General features: G+C 33.9%; 23 protein-coding genes, 1 tRNA gene, 1 pseudogene and 1 riboswitch. Of the genes and pseudogenes, 18 read left to right on the forward strand and 7 right to left on the reverse strand.

Annotation, left to right across the window (positions count from 1 at the left end):
* Positions 1-184: 184 nt before the first annotated feature.
* Positions 185-279, forward strand: a riboswitch (TPP riboswitch).
* Between the two features lie 113 nt (positions 280-392).
* The 11 genes from thiS (at position 393) to KO493_RS03055 (ending at position 10,748) form a co-directional block, all read left to right on the forward strand.
* Positions 393-596, forward strand: coding sequence for a sulfur carrier protein ThiS (gene thiS, locus KO493_RS03005; RefSeq protein WP_216066468.1), 204 nt, complete (start codon positions 393-395; stop codon positions 594-596).
* A gap of 102 nt (positions 597-698) precedes the next feature.
* Entirely contained in the window at positions 699-2,558 is a 1,860-nt protein-coding gene (gene thiC, locus KO493_RS03010) for a phosphomethylpyrimidine synthase ThiC (protein ID WP_216066469.1), read from the forward strand.
* An 80-nt stretch (positions 2,559-2,638) separates the two neighbouring features.
* The gene (locus KO493_RS03015) at positions 2,639-3,241 is read left to right on the forward strand and encodes a thiamine phosphate synthase (protein ID WP_216066470.1); all 603 of its coding nucleotides are present in this window, start codon (positions 2,639-2,641) and stop codon (positions 3,239-3,241) included.
* A gap of 241 nt (positions 3,242-3,482) precedes the next feature.
* The gene (locus KO493_RS03020) at positions 3,483-4,289 is read left to right on the forward strand and encodes a hydroxymethylpyrimidine/phosphomethylpyrimidine kinase (protein WP_216066471.1); all 807 of its coding nucleotides are present in this window, start codon (positions 3,483-3,485) and stop codon (positions 4,287-4,289) included.
* 81 nt (positions 4,290-4,370) lie between these two features.
* Complete coding sequence (locus KO493_RS03025; protein ID WP_216066472.1) at positions 4,371-4,739, forward strand: four helix bundle protein; 369 nt, start codon at positions 4,371-4,373, stop codon at positions 4,737-4,739.
* 90 nt (positions 4,740-4,829) lie between these two features.
* Positions 4,830-5,480 carry a thiamine phosphate synthase gene (thiE, locus tag KO493_RS03030; protein ID WP_216066473.1) on the forward strand — a complete coding sequence of 217 codons (651 nt, stop codon included), beginning with the start codon at positions 4,830-4,832 and terminating at the stop codon, positions 5,478-5,480.
* A gap of 91 nt (positions 5,481-5,571) precedes the next feature.
* A complete protein-coding gene (locus KO493_RS03035; protein WP_216066474.1) occupies positions 5,572-6,351 on the forward strand; it encodes a thiazole synthase in 780 nt (259 codons plus the stop codon).
* 55 nt (positions 6,352-6,406) lie between these two features.
* Complete coding sequence (gene thiH / locus KO493_RS03040) at positions 6,407-7,534, forward strand: 2-iminoacetate synthase ThiH (protein WP_216066475.1); 1,128 nt, start codon at positions 6,407-6,409, stop codon at positions 7,532-7,534.
* Positions 7,535-7,721: 187 nt separating this feature from the next.
* Positions 7,722-8,099: a ribonuclease P protein component gene (gene rnpA, locus KO493_RS03045; protein WP_216066476.1), complete on the forward strand. Its 378-nt coding sequence runs from the start codon at positions 7,722-7,724 to the stop codon at positions 8,097-8,099.
* 8 nt (positions 8,100-8,107) lie between these two features.
* The gene (locus KO493_RS03050; RefSeq protein ID WP_216066477.1) at positions 8,108-9,742 is read left to right on the forward strand and encodes a S41 family peptidase; all 1,635 of its coding nucleotides are present in this window, start codon (positions 8,108-8,110) and stop codon (positions 9,740-9,742) included.
* Positions 9,743-9,881: 139 nt separating this feature from the next.
* Positions 9,882-10,748, forward strand: coding sequence for an OmpA family protein (locus KO493_RS03055; protein ID WP_216066478.1), 867 nt, complete (start codon positions 9,882-9,884; stop codon positions 10,746-10,748).
* 12 nt (positions 10,749-10,760) lie between these two features.
* Here KO493_RS03055 and KO493_RS03060 read toward each other — a convergent pair whose 3' ends face one another.
* From KO493_RS03060 to KO493_RS03075, 4 genes are all read right to left on the reverse strand, one after another.
* The gene (locus tag KO493_RS03060; protein WP_216066479.1) at positions 10,761-11,639 is read right to left on the reverse strand and encodes a sugar phosphate isomerase/epimerase family protein; all 879 of its coding nucleotides are present in this window, start codon (positions 11,637-11,639) and stop codon (positions 10,761-10,763) included.
* A gap of 51 nt (positions 11,640-11,690) precedes the next feature.
* Entirely contained in the window at positions 11,691-12,134 is a 444-nt protein-coding gene (locus KO493_RS03065; RefSeq protein WP_216066480.1) for a GNAT family N-acetyltransferase, read from the reverse strand.
* 157 nt (positions 12,135-12,291) lie between these two features.
* Positions 12,292-13,209, reverse strand: a complete 918-nt coding sequence (locus KO493_RS03070; protein WP_216066481.1) for a cation diffusion facilitator family transporter — start codon at positions 13,207-13,209, stop codon at positions 12,292-12,294.
* Positions 13,210-13,644 (reverse strand): RpiB/LacA/LacB family sugar-phosphate isomerase, encoded by a 435-nt coding sequence (locus KO493_RS03075; protein WP_216066482.1) that lies wholly within the window; start codon positions 13,642-13,644, stop codon positions 13,210-13,212.
* Between the two features lie 750 nt (positions 13,645-14,394).
* Between KO493_RS03075 and rnr the strand changes: the two genes are divergently transcribed.
* From rnr to KO493_RS03090, 3 genes are all read left to right on the forward strand, one after another.
* On the forward strand, positions 14,395-16,593 hold the full coding sequence (gene rnr, locus KO493_RS03080; RefSeq protein ID WP_216066483.1) for a ribonuclease R: 2,199 nt from the start codon (positions 14,395-14,397) through the stop codon (positions 16,591-16,593).
* Positions 16,594-16,666: 73 nt separating this feature from the next.
* Positions 16,667-17,344, forward strand: coding sequence for a head GIN domain-containing protein (locus tag KO493_RS03085; protein WP_216066484.1), 678 nt, complete (start codon positions 16,667-16,669; stop codon positions 17,342-17,344).
* Positions 17,345-17,463: 119 nt separating this feature from the next.
* Positions 17,464-18,180, forward strand: coding sequence for a LysE family translocator (locus KO493_RS03090; protein WP_216066485.1), 717 nt, complete (start codon positions 17,464-17,466; stop codon positions 18,178-18,180).
* Positions 18,181-18,234: 54 nt separating this feature from the next.
* On the opposite strand, the gene KO493_RS03095 is transcribed toward KO493_RS03090, so the two are convergent.
* The 3 genes from KO493_RS03095 to KO493_RS03105 all read right to left on the reverse strand — a co-directional run bounded on the left by KO493_RS03095 (position 18,235) and on the right by KO493_RS03105 (position 18,955).
* Positions 18,235-18,305: transfer RNA gene (locus KO493_RS03095), tRNA-Cys, on the reverse strand.
* Between the two features lie 77 nt (positions 18,306-18,382).
* Positions 18,383-18,745 carry a dihydroneopterin aldolase gene (gene folB, locus KO493_RS03100; RefSeq protein ID WP_216066486.1) on the reverse strand — a complete coding sequence of 121 codons (363 nt, stop codon included), beginning with the start codon at positions 18,743-18,745 and terminating at the stop codon, positions 18,383-18,385.
* A 3-nt stretch (positions 18,746-18,748) separates the two neighbouring features.
* A complete protein-coding gene (locus KO493_RS03105; RefSeq protein WP_216066487.1) occupies positions 18,749-18,955 on the reverse strand; it encodes a zinc ribbon domain-containing protein in 207 nt (68 codons plus the stop codon).
* Positions 18,956-19,229: 274 nt separating this feature from the next.
* On the opposite strand from KO493_RS03105, the gene KO493_RS03110 reads away from it, so the two are divergent.
* From KO493_RS03110 to KO493_RS03125, 4 genes and pseudogenes are all read left to right on the forward strand, one after another.
* Positions 19,230-21,221 (forward strand): glutamine--tRNA ligase/YqeY domain fusion protein, encoded by a 1,992-nt coding sequence (locus KO493_RS03110; protein WP_216066488.1) that lies wholly within the window; start codon positions 19,230-19,232, stop codon positions 21,219-21,221.
* A 645-nt stretch (positions 21,222-21,866) separates the two neighbouring features.
* A pseudogene (locus KO493_RS03115) lies at positions 21,867-22,424 on the forward strand (REP-associated tyrosine transposase).
* A gap of 299 nt (positions 22,425-22,723) precedes the next feature.
* Positions 22,724-23,212, forward strand: a complete 489-nt coding sequence (locus KO493_RS03120; RefSeq protein ID WP_216066489.1) for a DUF1761 domain-containing protein — start codon at positions 22,724-22,726, stop codon at positions 23,210-23,212.
* A gap of 81 nt (positions 23,213-23,293) precedes the next feature.
* The gene (locus KO493_RS03125; protein ID WP_252723145.1) at positions 23,294-24,454 is read left to right on the forward strand and encodes a GNAT family N-acetyltransferase; all 1,161 of its coding nucleotides are present in this window, start codon (positions 23,294-23,296) and stop codon (positions 24,452-24,454) included.
* The last annotated feature ends 19 nt before the right edge of the window (positions 24,455-24,473 follow it).

Below are 24,473 nucleotides of genomic sequence, written 5' to 3' on the forward strand. Positions count from 1 at the left end.
TTAACCCTTAACTAGATAATAATTTCACATATAACAAAACTAAAACATTTATAGAAACTAAAGTAGCTGCAATGAAATTGCAGGGTTTTAACCCTTAACTAGATAATAAAATACTTAACCCCTCAATCACAAAAAAGATAAGACAATCCTTGAAAACCCGATTTATTTTTTAATATCTTCGCCGCGTAAACTTTAGGGGTGTTCTAATTGTAGAACTGAGAAAAACCCTTTGAACCTGATGCGGTTAGTACCGTCGAAGGGAAAAGTTGAAAAGCACATTGCAATATGTGTTTACACACCTTTTCGTGAAAGTACGACGCGTACTTTTTCTTTTCAAAGCCATATTTCTCAAGCCTTTAAAATTTACAGCATAATTAAAAAATGACTGTGAAATGATAAAAATACGGGTTAACGAGAACATCTTGGAAGTCGCTAAAGACTTCAATATTCTTCAATTACTTGAACAACTAAACACCCCACAAAATGGTATTGCGGTGGCTATTAACAGCGCGATCATTTCAAAAGAGGTTTGGGCTTCCCAACATTTTTCAGAAAACGACAATATTTTAATTATACAAGCGACTCAGGGTGGGTAAAGCGCCCTAACCCCAAATGGGGGAACCTAAACGTATTAAAAAACTCAAAAATATTAACACTCTTATTCCCCCCTTTTGGGAATTAGAGGGAACACCACAACAATGAAAAACAAAGACACCGCACCAAAACAAGATGGTATTACGAGACAACCGTTTCCTAATTCCGAAAAAATCTACGTTCCAGGAAAAATTCACCCACAAATTAAAGTGGCCATGCGTGAGATTTCGTTAAGCGACACAACCGATTCGATGACGAAAAAGAAAACGCCTAACGAACCTGTAACCGTTTACGATACTTCTGGACCGTACACCGATCCTAATAAGGAGATCAATATCCACGCGGGTATTGAAAGAATTCGTGAACCTTGGATTCAAGATCGAGGTGATGTGGAGCAATTGGATGGTTTTTCATCTGAATACTCAAACGAGCGATTAAACGATACCAGTTTAGACCACATGCGTTTTTCATTATTAAAAAAGCCTTTACGCGCCAAAAAGGGCAAAAATGTTACCCAGTTACATTACGCAAAACAAGGAATCATCACTCCTGAAATGGAATACATCGCCATTCGTGAAAACCAACGAATCGACGAGATGACCGAGATTAGAAAGCAACATAAAGGTGAACATTTTGGAGCGTCTATTCCAGAAAAAATCACCCCTGAGTTTGTACGTTCGGAAGTGGCTAGAGGGCGCGCAGTCATTCCTTCAAATATCAATCACCCAGAAGCTGAACCTATGATTTTAGGTCGAAACTTCTTAGTAAAAATAAACGCTAATATTGGTAATTCCGCCGTAACTTCATCTATCGAGGAAGAAGTAGAAAAAGCCGTTTGGGCCTGCCGTTGGGGTGCCGATAATATCATGGATTTATCCACAGGTGAAAACATTCATGAAACCCGCGAGTGGATTGTTCGTAACTCACCAGTGCCAATTGGTACAGTGCCTATTTACCAAGCTTTAGAAAAAGTAAACGGTGTGGCCGAAGATTTAACTTGGGAAATTTTCCGCGATACTTTAATCGAACAAGCTGAACAAGGGGTTGATTATTTCACCATTCACGCCGGTGTTTTATTACGATACGTGCCAATGACGGCCAACCGTGTAACGGGTATAGTGTCTCGTGGTGGTTCCATCATGGCAAAATGGTGTTTAGCACATCATAAAGAAAGTTTCTTATACACGCATTTCGAAGACATTTGCGAAATTTTAAAACAATACGATGTTGCTTTTTCTTTAGGTGATGGTTTACGTCCAGGATCGGTTGCCGATGCCAATGACGAAGCGCAGTTTGCCGAATTAGAAACCTTAGGTGAGTTAACACAAATTGCTCGTAAACACGAAGTACAGTGCTTTATTGAAGGTCCAGGTCACGTGCCAATGCACATGATTAAAGAAAATATGGAGAAACAAATTGACGTTTGTGACGAAGCGCCATTTTACACTTTAGGTCCTTTAACAACAGATATTGCACCAGGTTACGACCACATTACTTCAGGTATTGGAGCCGCCATGATTGGTTGGTTTGGTTGCGCCATGTTGTGTTATGTAACGCCTAAAGAACACTTAGGTTTACCAAATAAAGAAGATGTACGAGTAGGTGTGGTCACTTATAAATTAGCCGCTCATGCTGCCGATTTAGCCAAAGGACACCCAGGCGCTCAACACCGTGATAATGCTTTGAGTATGGCGCGTTTCGAGTTCCGTTGGGAAGATCAATTTAACTTAGGTCTTGATCCAGAACGTGCTCTTGAATATCACGATGAAACGCTTCCTGCCGATGGCGCAAAAGTGGCGCATTTCTGTTCGATGTGCGGACCGAAATTCTGTTCAATGAAAATTTCACAAGAAGTTCGCGATTTCGCCGCCGAAAATGATATTGTAGATAACGAAGTCATTCAAAAAGGTATGGAGGAGAAATCTCAAGAATTTATAGAAAAAGGATCAGAGGTTTATTTGTAATGAAAAATTAAAAATGAAGAATGAAAAATTAGATACCTTTTCATTCTTCATTTTTAATTATTAATTATTCATTAAAAAATATGATCATTCTAATAGCTCCAGAAAATGATATTCCAAACGAAATTGAAATACTACATCAGCTATTTCAAGAAGGTTTGCAGTACTATCATTTAAGGAAACCAAATAAAACTATAGAAGCATATCGTGATTATTTAAATCAAATTGATGAACAATATCACAATAGAGTAGTAGTCCATTATTTTCATGAATTAATAAACGATTTCAACTTAAAAGGCATCCATTTTCAAGAGCAAAAACGAATCGATCATATCGATAATCCAGGGCAGTATTTTAAACATCTCAACATGTTTGGTAAAACGATAAGTTCATCCTTTCACGAGCCTGAAGCTATAGAAAACTGTTATTTCGAATTCGATTATCATTTACTGAGTCCGGTGTTTTCATCCATTTCAAAAGCAGGTTATAAAGGCCGAGGCTTTGATGTTAACCATATTGATAAAACCATAATTGGTATGGGTGGTGTTTCAACAGAAAACCTCACTGAATTCACTAAACTAGGCTATAAAGGTGTTGGCGTTTTAGGAGGTATATGGCATAGTGAAAATCCCGTTGGAACTTTAAAAACTATGATAAATTTTCAACAAAAAAGAATAAATAAGTAAGACGTATTTCTCAATACACATAAAATCATAATTGTAAGAATATTATAACGTTAAAATATGTATTTTCGCAGCCTTGTTAATTTAAAAAAACAACAAATATTAAAATATGAACTAGAAATCTTTATTGTTACAGGATATCTCTCTCCCCAGAGGGCCTACAATTTTATCACCTTGGAATTATAAAAATCCCTATTGATGTCCGACCTACGCTATTATCAATTTAACTAAACTAATTTATAGTATGAAAAAAAATTACACCACATCTACTGCAAATTATACATCGTTAGTTGATAATTATGTATTAAGTATTGCAGGTCACGACCCCACTGGAGGCGCCGGAATTACTTCCGATTTGAAAACCTTTGAAGCCCACGGATTTTATGGACTATCAGTTTGTACCACAATTACGGTTCAAAATGATACGAATTTTAAACAATCTATTTGGACAAACCTAGACATTATTTTGTCACAAATTGAAACGCTTTTTGAACGTTTTCATATTCCAGTAGTTAAAATAGGTATTGTAGAAAACTGGATTACCTTATCTCAAATTTTAGATAAGTTACATGAACTAAACCCAAAAATAAAAGTGGTTTTAGATCCTGTTTTTAAAACCAGTTCTGGATTCGATTTCCATTATAACGAAAATCAAGAAATCTTAGATAAAATTTGGAAACAGTGTTTTATTATAACACCAAATTATGATGAAATTCAGAGTTTATATCCTGATTTAAACATTAGCAAAACGATAGAACATATTTCAAAATTTACAAAAATCTATCTTAAAGGTGGGCATCGTTCAGACTTAAAAGGCTGGGATGAATTGTATTACGATAAAACAAGTGCCATTGAAATTTTTCCTATCTATAAAACAGTCTATCAAAAACACGGTAGCGGTTGTGTTTTATCCTCTAGTTTGGCATGTAATATCGCTTTAAATTACCCAATAAAAGATGCAGCAATTAACACTAAAATTTACATAGAAACCTATTTACGGAGCAGCAAAGGCCTACTAGGAACACACCAAATGGTGGTTGCGGGAGTCTGAATTTAGGAGTTATTAGGAGTTAAGTAATTAAGTAGTTTAGGAGTTAAGTAGTCTAGGAGTTAAGGAGAATAAAGTTATCTTATGGAAATGACTAAAAGTTTTGAAGATTTAAAAGTTTGGCAAAAAGGCCATCAATTTGTTTTAGAGGTTTACAAAATGAGTAAGGCATTTCCAAAAGAAGAAATTTACGGTTTAACGTCTCAATTTAGGAGGGCCGCAGTTTCAATAACAGCTAATATCGCGGAAGGCTACAAACGTAGAAGTCCGAAAGAAAAACTACGTTTTTATAATTTTTCACAAGCATCATTGGAAGAATGTCGATATTTTTTAATACTATCAAAAGATTTAGGTTATGTAGAAAACAATAAAAAACAAACAGATTTAATCCAAGAAGTTAGTAAAATGCTAAACGCCTATTGTCAAGGCATCTTAAGAAAAATAAATAATTAAAAGAATTCTACTTAACTCCTAGACTACTCGAACTACTAATAACTCCTTAACTACTATAACTCCTTAACTCCTAATAACTCCTAAAAAAAAATGATTCCAAAATTACACTACATATCACAAGGCGAAACGCCAAAGGCGCACATCGAGAACATTCAAAAAGCGTGTCAGTCTGGAGCCGAATTGGTGCAATTGCGTTTGAAGAATTATTCAGAAAAAAAGATTTTAAAAGCAGCACAAGAAGCCAGAGAAATTACCGCACATTATCAAACCCGATTAATTATAAACGACCATTATAAAATTGCAAAAGAAGTTAAAGCTGATGGGGTTCATTTAGGAAAATCGGACACCTGTCCTTCAATAGCACGAAAAGCATTGTACTCATGGCAAATTGTAGGTGGTACCGCCAATACGCTAAAGGACTGTGAAAACCTCATTAACAAAAAAGTAGATTATATCGGTTTAGGTCCATTTAGGTTTACTGAAACCAAAGATAATTTAAGTCCTGTTTTAGGTTTAAAAGGCTACGAAGCCATTATAGAATCACTTAAAACAGAAACACCAATAATAGCCATAGGCGGACTAACAACAGATGATATTCCAGAATTACTAACAGCAGGTATTTACGGCATAGCAGTTTCAGGAGCAATCACTAAAAATTTTAATAATATCAATGTCTTTAAACAACTCTTAAAAAGTTCAGACGATTTAGAAGAACAAGTATGGAAACCAAAAACTCCTTAACTACTATAACTCCTTAACTCCTATTTTAACTACTTAACTACTATAACTACTTAACTCCTATTTTAACTCCTCTTAACTCCTCAAAAAAAAAATGACAGATACTCTCAAAATAGCCGATAAAGCATTTACATCACGATTATTCACAGGTACAGGAAAATTCAGTAATTCAAGTTTAATGCGTGACAGTATTTTAGCTTCAGAAAGTGAGCTTGTTACTGTAGCCTTAAAACGTGTTGAAATAGACAATGAATCGGATGATATGCTAGTTCATTTAAAAGAAAATCATATTAATTTATTACCAAATACTTCAGGGGTTCGAACGGCAAAAGAAGCTGTTTTTGCTGCAGAATTAGCACGTGAAGCTTTAAAAACCAATTGGGTGAAGTTAGAAATTCATCCCGATCCAAAATATTTATTACCCGACCCTATTGAAACCTTAAAAGCTGCCGAAGAATTGGTGAAATTAGGTTTTGTAGTGATGCCATACATTCACGCCGACCCTGTACTGTGTAAGCGTTTAGAAGAAGTTGGCGTACAATGCGTGATGCCTCTAGGCGCACCAATAGGTAGTAATAAAGGCCTTAAAACAAACGACTTTTTAGAAATTATAATCGAACAAAGCAATGTACCAGTTATTGTTGATGCGGGAATAGGAGCCCCCTCACACGCTGCATTTGCCATGGAATTAGGAGCCGATGCCGTTCTGGTTAATACCGCCATAGCCGTGTCTCAAAATCCAATAGAAATGGGGAAAGCCTTCAAAATGGCCGTAGAGTCAGGAAGAATGGCATATAACGCAAAATTAGCACCCGTAAAACAACACGCAGAAGCCAGTAGCCCGTTGACTTCGTTTCTTAATATCAGTAGTTAAGGAGTTGAAGGAGTTAACTTCTCTACCTACTTAACTACTTAACTACTCATAATAAATGAACACATTCAAAAACACATACAATACATACGATTGGGACACTCTAGAGCGAGAAATCTATGCGTTTACCAAAGCAGATGTTCAAACCGTATTAGCTAAGGAAAAAATAACTTTAGACGACTTTAAAGTCCTTATTTCGCCAGCCGCGACACCTTTTTTAGAAGAAATGGCACAACGTAGTAATCAGCTTACTAAAAAGCGTTTTGGGAATACCATTCAGATGTATATACCCATGTATTTGTCTAATGAATGTCAAAATATATGTACCTATTGCGGATTTAGTATGACGAACAAAATTCCGAGGAAAACCTTAAGTGATGCCGAAATTTTAAAAGAAGTGGCACATATTAAAAGTTTAGGCTACGATCATATTTTGTTAGTAACTGGAGAAGCCAATAGAACCGTTGGTGTATCTTATTTAAAACATGCCATTCAACTGGTTAAAAAACATTTTTCAAACATAAGTATTGAAGTTCAACCTTTAGATCAAGATGAATATGAAACGCTTATCGCGGAAGGTTTGTACGCTGTTTTAGTGTATCAAGAAACGTATCATGAAGCGACCTATAAAGTGCATCATCCGAAAGGAAAAAAATCGAATTTCAGTTACCGATTAGACACCCCAGACCGCTTAGGAAAGGCTGGTATTCATAAAATTGGATTAGGTGCTTTATTCGGATTAGAAGATTGGCGTGTAGATAGTTTTTACACCGCTTTACATTTAAAATACCTTCAAAAAACCTATTGGCGAACAAAATACTCCATTTCATTTCCACGATTACGTCCGCACCAAGGCGATGTAGAACCTAAGGTAGAAATGACAGATATTGATTTAGTACAACTTATCTGTGCTTACCGTTTATTGGATGAAGATGTAGAATTATCGATGTCTACGCGCGAAAGTGAAACCTTTAGAAACAACATTATTAAATTGGGTATCACCTCTATTAGCGCAGAATCTAAAACCAACCCAGGGGGATATGCCGTAGAACCACAATCGTTAGAACAATTTGAAATTTCAGATGAGCGGTCTACAGAAAGTATCAAAAAAATGATTCAATCTCAAGGTTATGAAGTCGTTTGGAAAGATTGGGATCGCAGTTATGTGAATTCAAATTTAGAATAGGAAGCTGAAATTCTGTATCACATAAAGCTCAATGTGAGTACTTTTATGCGACCCTGAAACGAGTTCAGGGTGACGTATATAAGACTTATGACTGAATAAGAACCTTCAAAAAATTTACAGTGCTTAAATAAGATAATTAAAAACCAGCTTTTATATTTCATTACCTTTGAGCTTTAAAACACACCAATTGAGCTTTACCTTTAATAAAAAAGAAAAACTTAAAAGCAAAAAACTTATTGAGCAATTGTTTGCTGAAGGAAAATCGGTTTCGGCATATCCGCTGCGACTCGTATTTTTGCCTACTACTTTTGAAACTAACATTCCTGCACAAACAGGTGTTTCTGTTAGTAAACGTCATTTTAAATTGGCTGTAGATAGAAACCGCATAAAACGTTTAATGCGTGAAGTATACCGACTAAACAAAGCCTCATATTTTAACAATTTAAGTCAGCCCTATGCGTTTATGATTTTGTACATTGGTAAAGACAAACCAGAATATGTTAAATTGGAAAAACGTATGACACTTTTATTTGAAAAATTTAGAAGTCAGGTTTCAGAAAAATAATCTATTACATGAAAAAAATCTTCAATAAAAAAATTGTAATTCCAGTTATAGTTGGTGTTGTGTTTTTAACCACATCGGCGTTTAAAAATGATTTTTTTGAAATAGCAAAACAGATTGAAATTTTCACCACATTGTTTAAAGAACTTAACATGAACTATGTGGATGAAACCAATCCTGGAGACCTCATGGATACGGCTATTAAGAGTATGTTAGCCGATCTAGATCCTTACACAAACTTTATGAACGAGCAAGATGTTGAAGCTGCTCGAATTAATAATACTGGCGATTATACCGGTATTGGTGCCCGTATAAAAACTTTAAAAGATAAATTATTAATCATTGAACCTTACAAGGATTACCCTGCAGATAAGGCGGGTTTAAAACCAGGTGATGAAATCATAAAAATTGGCAATACGCTAGTTGCTGGATATAAAGATCATGCTGGCGATTTATTAAAAGGCACCTCAGATTCTTCTGTGGAAGTCACATATTTACGCCAAGGAAAAACACATACCGCGACCATAAAACGGGCCGAAGTAGATATTAAAGCTGTACCACATTTTTCGATGGTTAATGATAAAACAGGTTACATTGTTTTAAGTCGTTTTAGTAATAAAGCATATTTTGAAACAAATTATGCCTTGCGTGATTTAAAAGCGCAAGGGGCCAAAAAAATCATATTAGATTTAAGAGGAAACCCTGGTGGATTACTTAATGAAGCCATTAAAATTGTAAATCTTTTTGTACCAAAAGGACAGCTTGTGGTGACTACAAAATCGAAGGTAAAAAAATACAACCGTACATACATTACTCAAAATCAGCCTATAGATACAGAAATACCTCTAGTAGTTTTAATAGATGGCGCTAGTGCTTCGGCAAGTGAAATTGTATCGGGTGCCTTACAGGATTTAGATCGTGCTGTAATTGTAGGTGCGCGAAGCTTTGGAAAAGGCCTCGTACAACGTCCTAAACAACTCACTTACGGGACTCAAGTTAAAATCACGATTTCACGTTATTATACCCCTTCAGGACGTTGTATACAATCTTTAGATTATTGGAATCGAAATGAAAAGGGCGAAGCCGTTCGTGTAAAACAAGAAAATTATCATGAGTTTAAAACCAAGAATGGTCGTAAAGTTTTTGATGGAGGTGGTGTACTTCCAGATGTAGCGATTGGTGCTACAAAAAACCCTACCATTACAAAGGCTATTCAGGATAGTGATTTAATTTTTAATTATGCTGTAGATTATTATTATAATCATAAAATTGAAGATATTAACAATTTCACCTTGACAGATAAAGATTTTTCAAACTTCAAAAGTTATTTAGAAACGCATGATTTCTCCTTTGAAACTGAAACTGAAAAAGCACTAAAGAAAGCTTTTGAAACCTCTAAAAAGGAAGCTTTAAATGATAATATTGAAAAAGAGTATAATGCGCTTATAAATCATTTAAAAAGCTCTAAAAACACCGTAATAGATGAAAATAAAGCCTATTTATTAGAATTATTAACGGAAGATATTGTGAAATGCTACGTATACCGTGAAGGCTTATATAATTATTACAAAATACATGATACTGAAATTAAAAAAGCTTCAGAAATATTAAGCAATTCAACCTCTTACCAAAGTTATTTAAGGTAGAAAATCTTCAACTTATTTATTTCAATATGAATATTTTATTGCTAAAATTTCACTTCATCTATAAAATATTCAGATACACAGACTTCTAGTTTAATTTTCGATTAAAAATATTATATTTATATCGATAGAACTCCCTACTATGTCTAAATTATTAGTGTTTATATTAATAATACTTCAATCTGTGTCTGCTTTTTCACAAAGCGCCCTTACACATGAGGTTTATTTTGAAACCGATAAATACGACGTTCCTAGTACCGAAGAGAACCGTTTACTACTTTTTATTTCCAATTTAAATGATACTGAAATAGCATCGATTTCCATCTACGGGTTTTGTGATGACCGTGGTGCCGATACGTATAATTTAATCCTTTCACAACAACGTGCCAATGCGATAAAAAGCATTTTTTCTAACAATGAAATTAGCGAAAGTCTAATTACAAATGTAGATGGTAAAGGCAAAATTTTGCTTAGAATTGTTAAAGAAGAGGATATTTTAAAAATTCGAGGTTTAAACCGAAAAGTTGAAATTATAGTAGAACCTAAACGCCCTGAACCAATTCCTGAACCAATAGCCGAAATTGAACCACCAATAATCGAAAAAGAAAAAACAACCGTTGAATTAATAAATGAAGGTAAAAAAGGAGATAAAATAGTATTCAATACCATTTTATTTAAAACTGGTGAGGTAGCAATGAACCCAGGATCTAAACAAACACTTGAAGAAATAGCCAATGCTTTAGTTAATAGAAAAGAAATCTATTTTACCATTCAAGGCCATGTTTGTTGCACACAAAACTCACGTGATGCGGTAAATAGAAAAACTAAAAAACGTAATTTATCTGAAGCTAGAGCAGAATATGTCTATAACTATTTTGCTAAAAAAGGCGTAAGTAAAAGACGCATGAGACATTTAGGTATGCGTAGAAAATTTCCTTTAGGTGGTGACCCTAAATTTGACCGTCGTGTGGAAATTGTCATTACTTATGTTGACGATAATGTGAAATAATCTTAACGACCTTTAATCTTCCTCCTGCATTAACTTTTCATTTATCATTTGTATACCAGCCATATTTCTTTTTAAAACCTGTTCGACATCTTCGGTTTTTATATGTCCTAATACACCCCAGGGTCCGTCATATCCCAAATCTAACAAGTTTTTAATCATAGGGTACTCATAATTACCTTCACCAAGGGTTAAAATTTTAGGACCATCTTTACGTAAACCATTTAAATTCACACAAGTTAAATAAGGTTTTATATTTTTAAATACGTGTTTATAGTCGTCTAAATCTTCCTGAGCATGGTGGAAATTATACACAATTTTCAAATTAAAATCTGGTAATCTTTTTATAATTTCAACTTGATTATCGGTATTGCCAAACCAACCACTGTGATTGTACAAAGCCAAATCAACACCTAAAGCATCAGTTTTTTCTTTTATAAATGTAATATAGTTTATAGCACGATTTAAGGCATCTTCTTGACTCAAATTTTTAAAATAATTATCACTAAAACTCAACCAAATATCTGGTTTATTTTCAACAGCTTTAAGTTTTGCTAACAAGGCTTTGTTTAACGGACTTAACTTTCCTATGCTATCTCTTTTTGCATTTAACCATAGAAATATAGATTCAATATCCATATCATTTTCTTTAGCTAATGCAAATTCCTCTTGAATATAATCCAGATGTTCTTCACGCCAATTATAACCATATTTAGAAAACCCCATGGCTTTAAGCATGCTAATACGGTCTTGTGGTTGACGCTCTAAAGCATCAAAAGAAACCACACACCATGGGAAAATATCATTAATTTCAATCTGTTTTTTAGACTGGCCATTTGAATAACTAAAATTTAAGAATACTATTAAAAAACTGATTTTAAATAAATGATGCATTGGTTATTTTTTATATTAAAAGATAAACTTAAAAAATAAATACTGAATATCTTATGATCTAAACATCGCAATATGTGGAATATCATCTTCCAAATAAGTATCGCCTACTTCTTTAAAACCTAAATTATTATAGAATTTTTTTAAATGATATTGGGCTGAAATTTTAATCTTCGTTTCCTTAAAATGAATTCTAATAGCTTCAATAGACGTTTCCATAAGTTCATAACCGTATTTGTGTTCACGTTCATTTTTAGCCACCACAACGCGCCCAATACTAGAAGCTTCAAAATAATATCCGGGTTCAAAAATTCGCGTATAAGCCACAAGTTTTTTCCCTTTATACCCTAAAACATGAAGGGCTTTATCGTCTTTACCATCAATATCTTGATACACACAGTCTTGTTCTACCACAAAAACTTCACTTCTTAATTTAAGCAGTTTATAGAGTTCTGTAGTGGTTAAATCTTCAAAAGTTTTGATTTTATATTTAAGCATGGGGAGGTTTATTTGAGTTAAAATGTACGTAGTATGTCAGACAGAACGGTGTCGAGGTTGAGATTTTGATACGGAAAATAGTTATTTACTTTCTCTAAAAATGTATAAGTTTGAAATTATCGTATTTAAATCGTGAGATTCCTGCCTTCGCAGGAATTTAATCTTGAACGATAACGTCTTTAGCATCATCGTAACTATATTCTGGCTGAATATTCACGTGATTGATATGGTATTTTTTAAAGACGTGTTGCTCGATATTCTGTAAAATGGTATCAAATTCAGATAAGGTAATATCATGACTAAAATCGATATGGGCTTCTAGATGTACTTCATCTTCGTTTAATTGCCAAACGTGCACATGATGCACATTTTTAACACTTTCAAAAGTATTAATTTCAGCTACAATTTTTTCTATAGGCACCGAATCTGGTGTAAAAAGCATGAGCACTTTGGTAGAGTTAATAAGTAAATCAAAACCCATCCAAATTAAATAAACGGCAATAGCTAAAGTAAGGACGCTATCTACCCAAAACAATTGAAAATACTTCATGAGAAGTCCGCCAACCAATACCGCCACACTAGCCATCATATCGGTAAGTAAGTGAATGTAGGCGCTTTTCATATTCATATTGCTTTTAGAATCCTTCTTAAGTAAAAGCACACTAAAACCATTACCTAAAATAGCCACTAAAGATAACCAGATGACTAATTCAGATGCTATTTCTTCAGGTTGTTGAAAACGTTTAACCGCTTCAATTATCAACAAAATAGCCACAACAATTAATGTGGCTGCGTTAATAAAAGCAGCTAATATTTCGGCACGTTTATAACCAAAAGTACGCTGGTAAGAGGCTCTTTTTCTAACCAGTTTAGTAGCTATATAACTAACAATAAGCGAAATAACATCGCTAAAATTATGTAAAGCATCACTAAGTAAGGCCAAACTACCAGATAGGAGTCCGCCAATAACTTGTGCTACCGTAATAACAATATTTAAAAGTATGGATATAACGAGGTTCCGACCTTTTAAATCGGGATGATCATGAGTGTGATGATGCCCATGAGAATGACTCATTTAGCAAGACACCGGAATTTTATCAATTCTTGTTTGGTGTCTTCCGCCTTCAAATTCGGTATTTAAAAAGACATCTACCATTTCTAAAGCTTGCGGAATAGCTGTAAACCTTGCCGGAATACATAATATGTTTGCGTTGTTATGACTTCTTATAAGGTGAACAATTTCTTTAGTCCAACATAAACCCGCACGAATTTTTTGATGCTTGTTCGCGGCCATGGCTACACCATTGGCGCTTCCACAAATTAAAATACCAAAAGTAGAGGTGTTATTTTCAACATCGCTAGCTACGGGGTGTACAAAATCGGCATAATCTACACTATCATGAGCATCGGTACCATGGTTATTTACGGTATATCCTTTAGATTCAAGGAGTTCCTTTATTGCAAATTTATACTCTGTTCCTGCGTGGTCGTTACCTATTGAGATTGTCATGTTTATATCTTATATTGTATTGTTGTACAAAGGTAGTAATTATAAACCATGTGTATTAAAATGTGGATGAGTTGTTAATAACTGTTTATTACTTTCTAAAAGAAAAATATTGAATATCCATTTATTTTTCCAATCAAAAACCGGAACTTAAAAAGCAAATTTTTAATTCATTTTTTTTAGCGATGTTATCAGCCTAAAAATTGTTCACTATGAACACAAAATTAAAAAAACTTATGAATAAACTCGTCTGGGTTTTGGTTGTTAACAACTGTGAATATAAAAATGAAAAAGACTTAAAATTAGACAATTAATCGAAATATCATTGTTAAGAACCTATTAACAAACCGTAAACTTAATACCATCAAAATAAAACTTAAAAAAGTTATACCAGTTATTAACACCCTATAATAACCACCATTGTTTTTTTAAATTTTAAAAGAAAAATAATAATATATATATAAGTGTGGATAACTCTAAATTTTGAGTATTGTTAAGAGAAAGGAAGTTGTCGTTAGTTTTTGAATTACGATTTAAAAAATTGACTTTGATATAAATTAAACTTAAGGAAATATTCGTTTAATTTTAAAAACGTAGCTTTGTTGGAAATATATAGCAATTCTTCTCCTAATTAGTGCTATTTTAACAACATAAATTCTTTCTGTTACATCGGAATGAATTTATAACTGAAATAATAGATTCCTCTTGTCCCGATGACTATCGAGATCTCAAAGGAATAAATTACAATATTAAATGACTAGAAAAAGAAAAGGAAAATCCAAGAATAAAGGGATTTCCAACCTATCAAATACGATCTTAAGTATTTTAAAAAAAGAAAGAAACCAGTCTTTCAACTACAAGCAAATCGCCGCTAAACTTGGCGTAAACGATGCCAGTAGTAGAAATCAAATCATAAAAAAATTACGCGATTTACAAGGCAAACAAGAAATTGAAGAAGTAGAACGTGGTAAATTTAAAGCCGTTATTAACTCAGAATACCATACCGGTAGGCTCGATTTAGCCGCTAAAGGCAATGGTTATATTATTTGTGACGATTTTGAAGATGATGTGTTTATTGCTTCAAATAATATTAATAAAGCTTTACATGATGACGAAGTAGAATTCTATGTGTACAAACGTAGAAGACGCGGCAAGTTAGAAGGTGAAATTACAAATATTATTAAACGCTCAAAATTGGAGTATGTTGGGGTGATTCAATTGCATGAAAAATATGCTTTTGTAATTGCAGATAGTAATAAAATGTACAAAGATATTTTTATTCCTATCAATAAAACCTTTAAAGCTGAAGACGGTGATAAAGTTTTAGTAAAATTAGAAGATTGGCCTGAAAAAGCCGATTCACCTTACGGAAAAGTGGTGCAAGTACTAGGGAAACCAGGCGAGCATAACACCGAAATTCACGCGATTTTAGCTGAATATGGTTTACCTCATGAATTTCCTTATGAAGTAGAACAGTTTGCAAATCAGTTAGATACTTCCATTACTGAAGAAGAAATAACCAAACGTCGCGACATGCGAAAGGATTTAACCTTTACCATTGATCCTAAAGATGCTAAAGATTTTGATGATGCTTTATCTTTTGAAGTTTTAGATAATGGCTTATACGAAATTGGTATTCACATTGCAGATGTTTCGCATTATTTACAAGAAGGTACGGTTTTAGACGATGAAGCTTACGAGCGTGCCACTTCGGTGTATCTTGTAGATCGTGTGGTGCCTATGCTACCAGAAGTACTCTCTAATAAGGCCTGTTCTTTACGTCCGCATGAAGAGAAATATACCTTTTCGGCGGTGTTTCAAATGAATGATAAAGCTGAAATTAAAAATCAATGGTTTGGTAGAACGGTAACTTACAGTGATGCCCGTTATGCTTACGAAGAAGCACAAGCCGTTTTAGAATCGAAAACCAACAACATTCCTGCTGAAGTCTCTTTAACAGGAGAAGCTTATAAAACCGATCAGAAATTAGCCGATGCCATTCTTAAAATGGATGAATTAGCTAAAATCATGCGTGGTAAACGAATGCAATCTGGAGCGCTTTCTTTTGATAAAGTAGAAGTAAAATTCAATTTAGATGAAGAAGCAAACCCCGTTGGTGTGTTTTTTAAAACAAGTAAGGATGCGAATAAATTGATTGAAGAGTTTATGCTTTTAGCAAACCGTAAAGTGTCGGAATTTGTTGGAAAACAAGACCCTAAAAAGACTTTTGTTTATCGTGTTCACGATGAGCCAGACGATAGTAAACTTGCTAATTTACAAGGCATTGTTTCAAAATTTGGTTATAAACTTAATTTTAAAGATCGTAAAACAACCGCCACTTCTTTGAATCATTTATTGCAGGAAGTAAACGGTAAAAAGGAGCAAAATTTAGTCGATACTTTAACGATAAGAAGTATGAGTAAAGCCGAATATACCACCCATAATATTGGGCACTACGGTTTGGCTTTTGATTATTACAGTCACTTTACTTCACCCATTCGTCGTTATCCAGATGTGATGGCGCATCGTTTATTACAACATTATTTAGATGGCGGAAAATCGGCTAATGAAGACGTTTACGAAGAAAAATGTAACCATTCCAGTAACATGGAAGGTTTGGCTACACGTGCTGAAAGAGATTCTATAAAGTACATGCAAATCCGATTTATGGAAGACCATAAAAACGAAAATTTTGTTGGGGTGATTTCAGGAGTAACCGACTGGGGTATTTATGTTGAAATCATTTCAAATAAATGTGAAGGTATGGTAAGTGTGCGTGATATGACCGACGATCATTATGCTTTCGATCAAGATCAATTTGCTATGGTTGGAAGAAATACAGGTATGACCTATCAGCTTGGTGATGAAGTTGTTGTTAAAGTTAAAAATACCGATTTAGTTAAGAAACACCTTGATTTTAACTTGTTAGGAAAGCCAGAACAAGAAAATTAAAATTATCACAAAGTAAATTTAGGGTGGTATAATTATTGATAATTTTGTGCCTATAACTAAAACAAACAAACATATGAAACGCCTATTTTTCATTTTAACATTAATAATTTCTGGAAGTATTTTTGCACAAGAAACTGTAGAAAAAACCGTTGGAGAATTTACAGAACTAAAAGTTTACGATTTAATTCAATTAGAACTTGTAAAATCGGAAGAAAATAAAATAGTTATCAAAGGTAAAAATACTGGACAGGTTACTGTTAACAATAAAAACGGAAAGCTAAAAGTAAAAATGAACATTGAAAAACTATTCAATGGAATAGATACTAAGGTGATCTTATATTATAAACATATTGATGTGATTGATGTTAATGAAGGTGCTCAAATTACCTCTGATGATGTTATCGAACAATTTGAAATTGATTTAAGAGCCCAAGAAGGCGGTACGATTAGTGTACCAGTTAATGTAAAACACACATTAGTTAAAGCCGTTACAGGCGGTATAATTACGGTTACAGGCACTTCTAAGGATCAAAAAGTAGATATTTATACTGGAGGTATTTTTAAAGGAGAAGCATTAATTACTGAAGACACCGATGTTTCTATAAAAGCAGCTGGTGAAGCTCATGTTAATGCTACCCAAGAAGTGAATGCTAAAATTAGAGCTGGAGGAAATGTTTATATCTACGGAAAACCTGAAGTTATTAATGAAAATACGGCTTTAGGTGGTAGTGTAAAGCGTATGGATCAATAAGGATTACATATATTTTGAAACAAAAACCGTCCGAATTGGATGGTTTTTTGCTTTTATGGTGTTTTCATTTTCCTATTGCTTTAAATATTTCTTTACTTTGTATAAAGCGACACCGTTTTATGTTTGATGATATTTTAACAGCCATTCCTTTTGGGATTATACTTGCCTTTACCATTGGTCCCGTTTTTTTTGTGTTACTAGAAACTAGTGCTACAAAAGGCTTTAGAGCAGCTATAATATTTGATTTAGGAGTGATTCTTGCCGATATTATCTTTATTTTAATCGCTTTTTATAGTACTAATAATTTAAGAGGAAAAATAGGAAACGATCCCAGTTTTTTAATTTTTGGTGGTGTTTTACTCATCGTTTACGGTATTATTTCCTTTATAAAAACATCAAAATCTTTTAGAACCATTGTTAAAGAATATTACAAAGTTGAAATTCAAAAAGACTACGGAAAGTTATTTATTAAAGGTTTTTTACTCAATTTTATAAATATTGGTGTGCTTTTAGGTTGGTTGGGTTTTATCGTTTTGGGTGATTCCTTAACCACTTCAGAACATGGTGGTGCTATTTTTATAGCTTCCATGTTGGGCGCCTATTTTATTAGTGATCTTATTAAAATTGTCATCGCTAAGCGTTTAAAAGCCAAACTAACACCACGCCTTATTTTTAAAACAAAAAAAGTAATTGCTGTTGTCATTTTTGCTTTCGGAATTTTGTTACTAATTCAAGGGTTATTTCCTAAAGCGTATGAGCGAAACAAGGAGAAACTAGAGCAGCAGATTTCCTATCCCCTCGAGAGGGCCATAGGGGTGTCCGCACAGAACTCTTAAAAACCTCCCATAAAACAAAAAAAGCTTCCAGAATAAACTGAAAGCTTTTTTTTGAGGCGTCGAGCGGATTCGAACCGCTGTACAAGGTTTTGCAGACCTCTGCCTAGCCACTCGGCCACGACGCCATTTCTATGTGCAATTTCAATGGTTTTTGAAATCTGCTGCAAATGTATAAAAAATTGTGACTTTTCTATATATAAAATTACTTTTTACGCTTTTTGTTCATTTTTATAGTCACTTTTTCAACATCACCACCAATAGGCGGGTTTAATTTACTTACCCAAACGGTTGCTTTTTTAATCGATTTATTTTCCTTAAAAATGCGGTTTAATATGCGTTTAGCTACCGTTTCCAAAAGTTGTGAAGGGACCTTCATTTCCTCTTTTATAATGCGGTTTAGAAATACGTAATCAACAGTATCACTAAGTTTATCGGTTTTTGCAGACTTTTGTAAATTCGCTTCAACCTTTAAATTAACAGAATAATCGCTACCTATTTTTGTTTCTTCTTTTAGACAGCCGTGGTTGGCAAAAATCCTAATATTCTCAACAGTTATAATTCCCATGTGTTATGTAAATAAATCGAACACATTACTTAATGTGCTCGTTTTCGTTTTGTAAAATTCTGTATAAGTGCATTTTTTGCAGGTTACCGAAGTGAATTTTTGATTCTGAACATCAAAAATTTTAGATAATGTCCCGCCTGTTGCCCTCATTTGTCCGATGCTATAGGTTTTGTTTGCGCATTTCGGACAGGTATAATCTAAGTTTTTCATAATAGTATTTCGTTTCGTTGACATACGTTGGATGTCTTAAGATACTGAAATAAATTTAATTTTATTGTCAGTTCAGCGTAGTCGAGAATGTTTCAGTAACATAAATACAATCTCGACTGCGCTCGATTTGACACGCTACTAAAGTTCAATTTTATAGTATCTAATGAACTATTGTTAATTTATAAAATTTTATTACGCTTGCTTAGAGATATTGGGCAAAAATAACTTGAATTTCCGTAATTTTGACCCTTATTTAGTTGAAAAAGATCAGGAAATGTCTGAAGAAAGAAAATCACTCAATTTTATTGAGCAAATTATAGAGGAAGATTTATCAAACGGAATGCCTAAGGATGCCTTGCGTTTTAGATTTCCACCAGAACCAAATGGCTATTTACATATCGGTCATACCAAAGCTATTGGTATTAGTTTCGGTTTAGGTGAAAAATATAATGCACCGGTTAACTTAAGATTCGATGATACCAATCCGGCTAAAGAGGAGCAGGAGTATGTTGATGCCATAAAGAAAGATGTGGCTTGGTTAGGCTATACCTGGGATAAAGAATTATTTTCATCAGACTATTTTCAACAACTTTATGATTGGGCTATTCTTTTAATAAAAGAAGGAAAAGCTTATGTCGATTCACAATCTAGTGAAGCCATGGCAGAACAAAAAGGAACCCCTACACAAGTTGGTATTGATGGGCCTTTTAGAAATAGAACGGTTCAAGAAAACCTTGACTTATTCGAACGTATGAAAGAAGGGGAATTCGATGAAGGTGAACATATTTTGCGTGCAAAAATAGACATGCAACATCCTAATATGTTGATGCGTGATCCTATTATCTACCGCGTATTAAAGAAAGATCACCATAGAACCGGTGATGATTGGTGTGTTTACCCTATGTACGATTGGACCCATGGTGAAAGTGACTATTTAGAGCAAATTTCACATTCCTTATGTTCTTTAGAATTTAAGCCCCATAGAGAGCTTTACGATTGGTTTTTAGACCAAGTTGTAGTAGAATCTAAATTAAGGCCAAAACAACGCGAATTTGCGCGTTTAAACCTCAGTTATACCATTATGAGTAAACGTAAGTTGCTTAAATTGGTAGAAGATGGCGTGGTTAATGGTTGGGATGATCCTAGAATGCCCACAATTTCTGGCTTACGCCGAAGAGGGTATACCCCTGGATCTATTAGAAAATTTGTGGAAACCGTGGGTGTTGCCAAACGTGAAAATGTGATTGATGTTTCGCTTTTAGAGTTTTGTATTCGTGAGGATTTAAATAAAACAGCGCCACGTGTTATGGCGGTTTTAGACCCTATAAAAGTGGTGATTACTAACTATCCTGAAGGTAAAGTAGAATGGTTAGACGCTGAAAATAATCAAGAAGACGACCGTGCTGGTTTTAGAAAAGTACCTTTTTCTCGTGAACTATATATTGAAAAAGCCGATTTTAAAGAGGAAGCTGGTAATAAGTTTTTCCGTTTAAAATTAGGTGGCGAAGTGCGTCTTAAAAATGCATATATCATTAAAGCTGAAAGTGTGGTTAAAGATGCTGACGGTGAAGTGACCGAAATCCATTGTACCTATTCTGAAGACACTGCAAAACGTGTTAAAGGGACCTTGCACTGGGTTTCAATAGATCATGCAGTAAAAGCTGAAGTGCGTGAATACGATCGTTTGTTTAATGATGAAGCGCCAGATAGTCATCAAGACAAAGACTTTATGGCATTTATTAATCCGAATTCCCTAAAGCTTATCACTGCTTTTGTAGAACCAAGTTTAAAAGACGCTCAAATCGGTGACCGTTTTCAATTTCAACGTTTGGGTTATTTTAATGTGGATGACGATTCAACGACTGAAAACTTAGTGTTTAACAAAACAGTTGGTTTACGTGATTCTTGGGCTAAAGCACAACCAAAACCACAGCAAAATAATGCACCTAAAAAACAGAATATGCCGCAACGTAAGGCTATTGATGTGATTCAGCAATTAGGAAAAAAATACACGAATTTACCAGAAGCCAAACAAGAAAAGGTGAAAGCTGAAATTTTAGAATTAGCAAAACAAGTGTCTTATGAAGAATTGGCGCCTTTATTTAATACGGCTGTTAAAAAAGTAGGAACACGTATTGCTGTAGCTCTAGTTTTAAGCGTTTTATTAGAAAACGGACAAGAAAAAAACGAAGAAGTAAACGCTTTTATATCGAAAGCTTTAGAAGATAAAAATGCACTTTTAGTTACTGAAGCAGAAGGTTTATAGTTTACACGTTTCCGCTAGTCTGTGACTAGTGGCCGTAAGAAGTGTTATTTTAAATGAAGTTTATTAATATCACTAGTCACAGACTAGCGACAGCGCATATAGCCTGAACTTGATTCAGGTTTTCATACGCACGTTTCTGGTAGTCTGTGACAAGTGGCCGCAATAAGAGTTATTTTAAATGAAGTTTTAATACCATCAGTCAAAGACTAGCAACAGCGCATATAGTCTGAACTTGATTGAGGTTTTCATACGCACGTTTCCGGTAGTCTGTAACTAGCGGCCGCAATAAGTGTTATTTTAAATGAAGTTTTAATACCATCAGTCAAAGACTAGCGAGAGCGCATATAGCCTGAACTTGATTGAGGTTTTCATACGCACGTTTCCGCTAGTCTGTGACTAGTGGCTGCAATAAGTGTTATTTTAAATGAAGTTTTAATACCACTAGTCAAAGAATAGCGGGAGCGCATATAAGCTGAATTTGATTCAGGTTTTCATACGCACGTTTACGGTAGTCTGTGACTAGTGACCGCAAGAAGTGTTTTATTTTATATGAAATTTACTAATATCACTAGTCACAGACTAGCGACAGCGCAGGAATAATGTATTACTGCAATAAAGTATAAAGTTTTTGCTTACATTTAAAACATGAGTAGAAACTATAAATTCCACAATAAATCAGGTTTATATTTTGTCAGTTTTGCCACCGTAAATTGGATTAATGTTTTTACTAGGCAGTCGTATTTTAATGTATTGGTAGACAGTATAAATTACTGTAGAGAATATAAAGGTCTCCAATTATATTGCTATTGTTTTATGCCTAATCATATTCACTTTATATTCCGGTCTTCGAAGGATGAACCTATGGAATTACTAAGAGATTTTAAAAAGTTCACTTCTAAAAAAATTATAGAAGCTATTGTTAATAATCCCCAAGAGAGCCGAAAAAAATGGTTATTATTGATGTTTGAGTATGCTGGGAAAAAGAATGTTAATGTTAGCAAATATCAGTTTTGGCAACATCATAATCATCCAATAGAACTATGGAGTGACAAAGTTATAAAGCAAAAAATAGATTACATTCATAATAATCCTGTTGTTAGTGGATTTGTGGCATAACCAGAAGAATGGAAATATTCAAGTGCAAGAAATTTTCAAGATGATCATACCGTTTTAGAGCTTGATAATCCTGGTTTTATAGGTTAGAAGATTCTTGATTTTTTTGATTTATATCACTAGTCACAGACTAGCGATAGCGCATAAATTGTTCAAAGTATTTCTTTGTTCCCGCTAGTCTGAGACTAGTGGCCACAAGAGTATTATTTTATATAAAGTTTACTATTACCACTAGTCTCAGACTAGCGACAGCGCAGGTTTTATAGGTTTGAAGATTCTTGATTTATATCACTAGTTACAGACTAGCGACAGCGCAGGTATTTAATTTTGTTAATGCGTACTCTACCTATTTTAACTATATTTATAGACTAACCACTAAACTTTTTTAAATGGAAGCTTATTTTAACCCAATTGCGATGCTAGTTGCTGCTTTTTCAGCTTTAGTAGTCGGTTTTATTTGGTACAACCCAAAAGTATTTGGAAATGCATGGATAAAGTCTGCAGGCTTATCTGAAACCGAATTAAAAGGCGGAAACATGGTCAAAATATTTGGATTGGCCCTACTTTTTGCATTCATGTTATCTTCTGCACTCCCAGGTATTGTTATACATCAAGCCGGAGCTTTAAGCTTGGTAGGAGGAGACCCAACCAAGGCTTTACCGTCTTATGATGTGTTTATTTCCGATTATGCCAATGCTTTTAGAACCTTTAAACATGGGGCTTTACACGGCGTGCTTACTGGTATATTTGTTGTTTTACCAATTTTAGGAACCAATGCTTTATTTGAGCGTAAAGGCGCCAAGTATATTTTTATTAATAGTGGATATTGGATTGTAACTTTAGCTATTATGGGAGGTATTATTTGTGTTTGGAAGTAATATTAATGATGACATTATTTTTGTAATTTTTTAACTAAAATAAAGACTGAGAATTGTAATTTTCAGTCTTTTTTATTTCTATTGAAAACCTATAAAATTTACAACAGCAGTGAAACGCTTCCAAAATCTTGGGATGCTCTAACAAGTCATGATATTTTTCTTCAAAAGAAGTATTTAATCGCTTTAGAAAAGGGCACTCCAGAGAATATTCAGTTGTATTTTGTAGGTGTTTTTTTTGATGAGGTACTTATTGGTGTTGCCGTAGTTCAGCATGTCAAATTGTATTTGGAAGATATGTTTAGAAAATCGGAAGTGTCTTGTATTAAAGAGGCTTTTCAAAAAATGGTATCTAAGGTTTTAAAAGGAAATGTACTAGTAGTGGGTAATTTAACACATACCGGCCAACATGGGATGTTCTTTAACGAAAAAAAGATTTCATATGCATCATATTCAGATTTAGTTATGGAAGCTTTAAATGCACTTAAAATACGTATTAAAGCGAATCATAATAAAACGGTGCGTTTAATGATTTTCAAAGACTTTTTTACTGATGATATTTTGTATAATCAAACTTCAGTTTTTCAGAAACATAAATTGCATCAAGTTTCGGTACAACCTAACATGATTTTTAAAGTGCCTTCTCACTGGGGAAACATAAACGATTACACTTCCGAATTAAAAAAAAAATACAGAGACCGTTATAAGCGTGCTAGAAAGAAATTAGGTAAAATAGCATGTGTTGAATTAGATTTAAAAGCCGTTGAAAGCTATAATAAAACACTTCATAAATTGTATTTAAATGTTTCTAATAATGCTAAATTCAACAGTTTTAGACTTCCAGAGAATCATTTTTTAAGTTTAAAACAAAATCTGAAAGATGATTTTAAAGTCTATGGTTATTTTTTGGATCAGGAATTGGTAGGTTTTTATACCCTAATTTTAAATGGAAAACACCTAGAAACGTACTTCTTAGGTTACGATTCTAAACATCAATATTCTAATCAGGTGTATTTAAACATGCTTTACGCCATGTTGAATTTTGCTATTGAATATCAATTTACCCATATCGTATACGCACGAACTGCTATGGCCATAAAAAGTTCTGTAGGAGCGAAACCTTTGGCTATGGTAATGTATATGAAACATACCAACCCTTACTGGAATTGGCTTTTAAAACCGGTTTTTAAATTAATGAATCCCAAGCAGGAATGGGAGGAGAGACACCCTTTTAAGGATGTTTAACTGTTTATTTGTTTAATCG

The organism is Pseudotamlana agarivorans (assembly GCF_018860245.1).
GTDB lineage: Bacteria > Bacteroidota > Bacteroidia > Flavobacteriales > Flavobacteriaceae > Pseudotamlana > Pseudotamlana agarivorans_A.

Bases quoted from the DNA above. Each gene is read 5' to 3' on its own strand.
- thiS (WP_216066468.1), top strand. From the start codon at position 393: ATGATAAAAATACGGGTTAACGAGAACATCTTGGAAGTCGCTAAAGAC.
- thiC (WP_216066469.1), top strand. From the start codon at position 699: ATGAAAAACAAAGACACCGCACCAAAACAAGATGGTATTACGAGACAA.
- KO493_RS03015 (WP_216066470.1), top strand. From the start codon at position 2,639: ATGATCATTCTAATAGCTCCAGAAAATGATATTCCAAACGAAATTGAA.
- KO493_RS03020 (WP_216066471.1), top strand. From the start codon at position 3,483: ATGAAAAAAAATTACACCACATCTACTGCAAATTATACATCGTTAGTT.
- KO493_RS03025 (WP_216066472.1), top strand. From the start codon at position 4,371: ATGGAAATGACTAAAAGTTTTGAAGATTTAAAAGTTTGGCAAAAAGGC.
- thiE (WP_216066473.1), top strand. From the start codon at position 4,830: ATGATTCCAAAATTACACTACATATCACAAGGCGAAACGCCAAAGGCG.
- KO493_RS03035 (WP_216066474.1), top strand. From the start codon at position 5,572: ATGACAGATACTCTCAAAATAGCCGATAAAGCATTTACATCACGATTA.
- thiH (WP_216066475.1), top strand. From the start codon at position 6,407: ATGAACACATTCAAAAACACATACAATACATACGATTGGGACACTCTA.
- KO493_RS03050 (WP_216066477.1), top strand. From the start codon at position 8,108: ATGAAAAAAATCTTCAATAAAAAAATTGTAATTCCAGTTATAGTTGGT.
- KO493_RS03055 (WP_216066478.1), top strand. From the start codon at position 9,882: ATGTCTAAATTATTAGTGTTTATATTAATAATACTTCAATCTGTGTCT.
- KO493_RS03060 (WP_216066479.1), bottom strand. From the start codon at position 11,639: ATGCATCATTTATTTAAAATCAGTTTTTTAATAGTATTCTTAAATTTT.
- KO493_RS03065 (WP_216066480.1), bottom strand. From the start codon at position 12,134: ATGCTTAAATATAAAATCAAAACTTTTGAAGATTTAACCACTACAGAA.
- KO493_RS03070 (WP_216066481.1), bottom strand. From the start codon at position 13,209: ATGAGTCATTCTCATGGGCATCATCACACTCATGATCATCCCGATTTA.
- KO493_RS03075 (WP_216066482.1), bottom strand. From the start codon at position 13,644: ATGACAATCTCAATAGGTAACGACCACGCAGGAACAGAGTATAAATTT.
- rnr (WP_216066483.1), top strand. From the start codon at position 14,395: ATGACTAGAAAAAGAAAAGGAAAATCCAAGAATAAAGGGATTTCCAAC.
- KO493_RS03085 (WP_216066484.1), top strand. From the start codon at position 16,667: ATGAAACGCCTATTTTTCATTTTAACATTAATAATTTCTGGAAGTATT.
- KO493_RS03090 (WP_216066485.1), top strand. From the start codon at position 17,464: ATGTTTGATGATATTTTAACAGCCATTCCTTTTGGGATTATACTTGCC.
- folB (WP_216066486.1), bottom strand. From the start codon at position 18,745: ATGGGAATTATAACTGTTGAGAATATTAGGATTTTTGCCAACCACGGC.
- KO493_RS03105 (WP_216066487.1), bottom strand. From the start codon at position 18,955: ATGAAAAACTTAGATTATACCTGTCCGAAATGCGCAAACAAAACCTAT.
- KO493_RS03110 (WP_216066488.1), top strand. From the start codon at position 19,230: ATGTCTGAAGAAAGAAAATCACTCAATTTTATTGAGCAAATTATAGAG.
- KO493_RS03120 (WP_216066489.1), top strand. From the start codon at position 22,724: ATGGAAGCTTATTTTAACCCAATTGCGATGCTAGTTGCTGCTTTTTCA.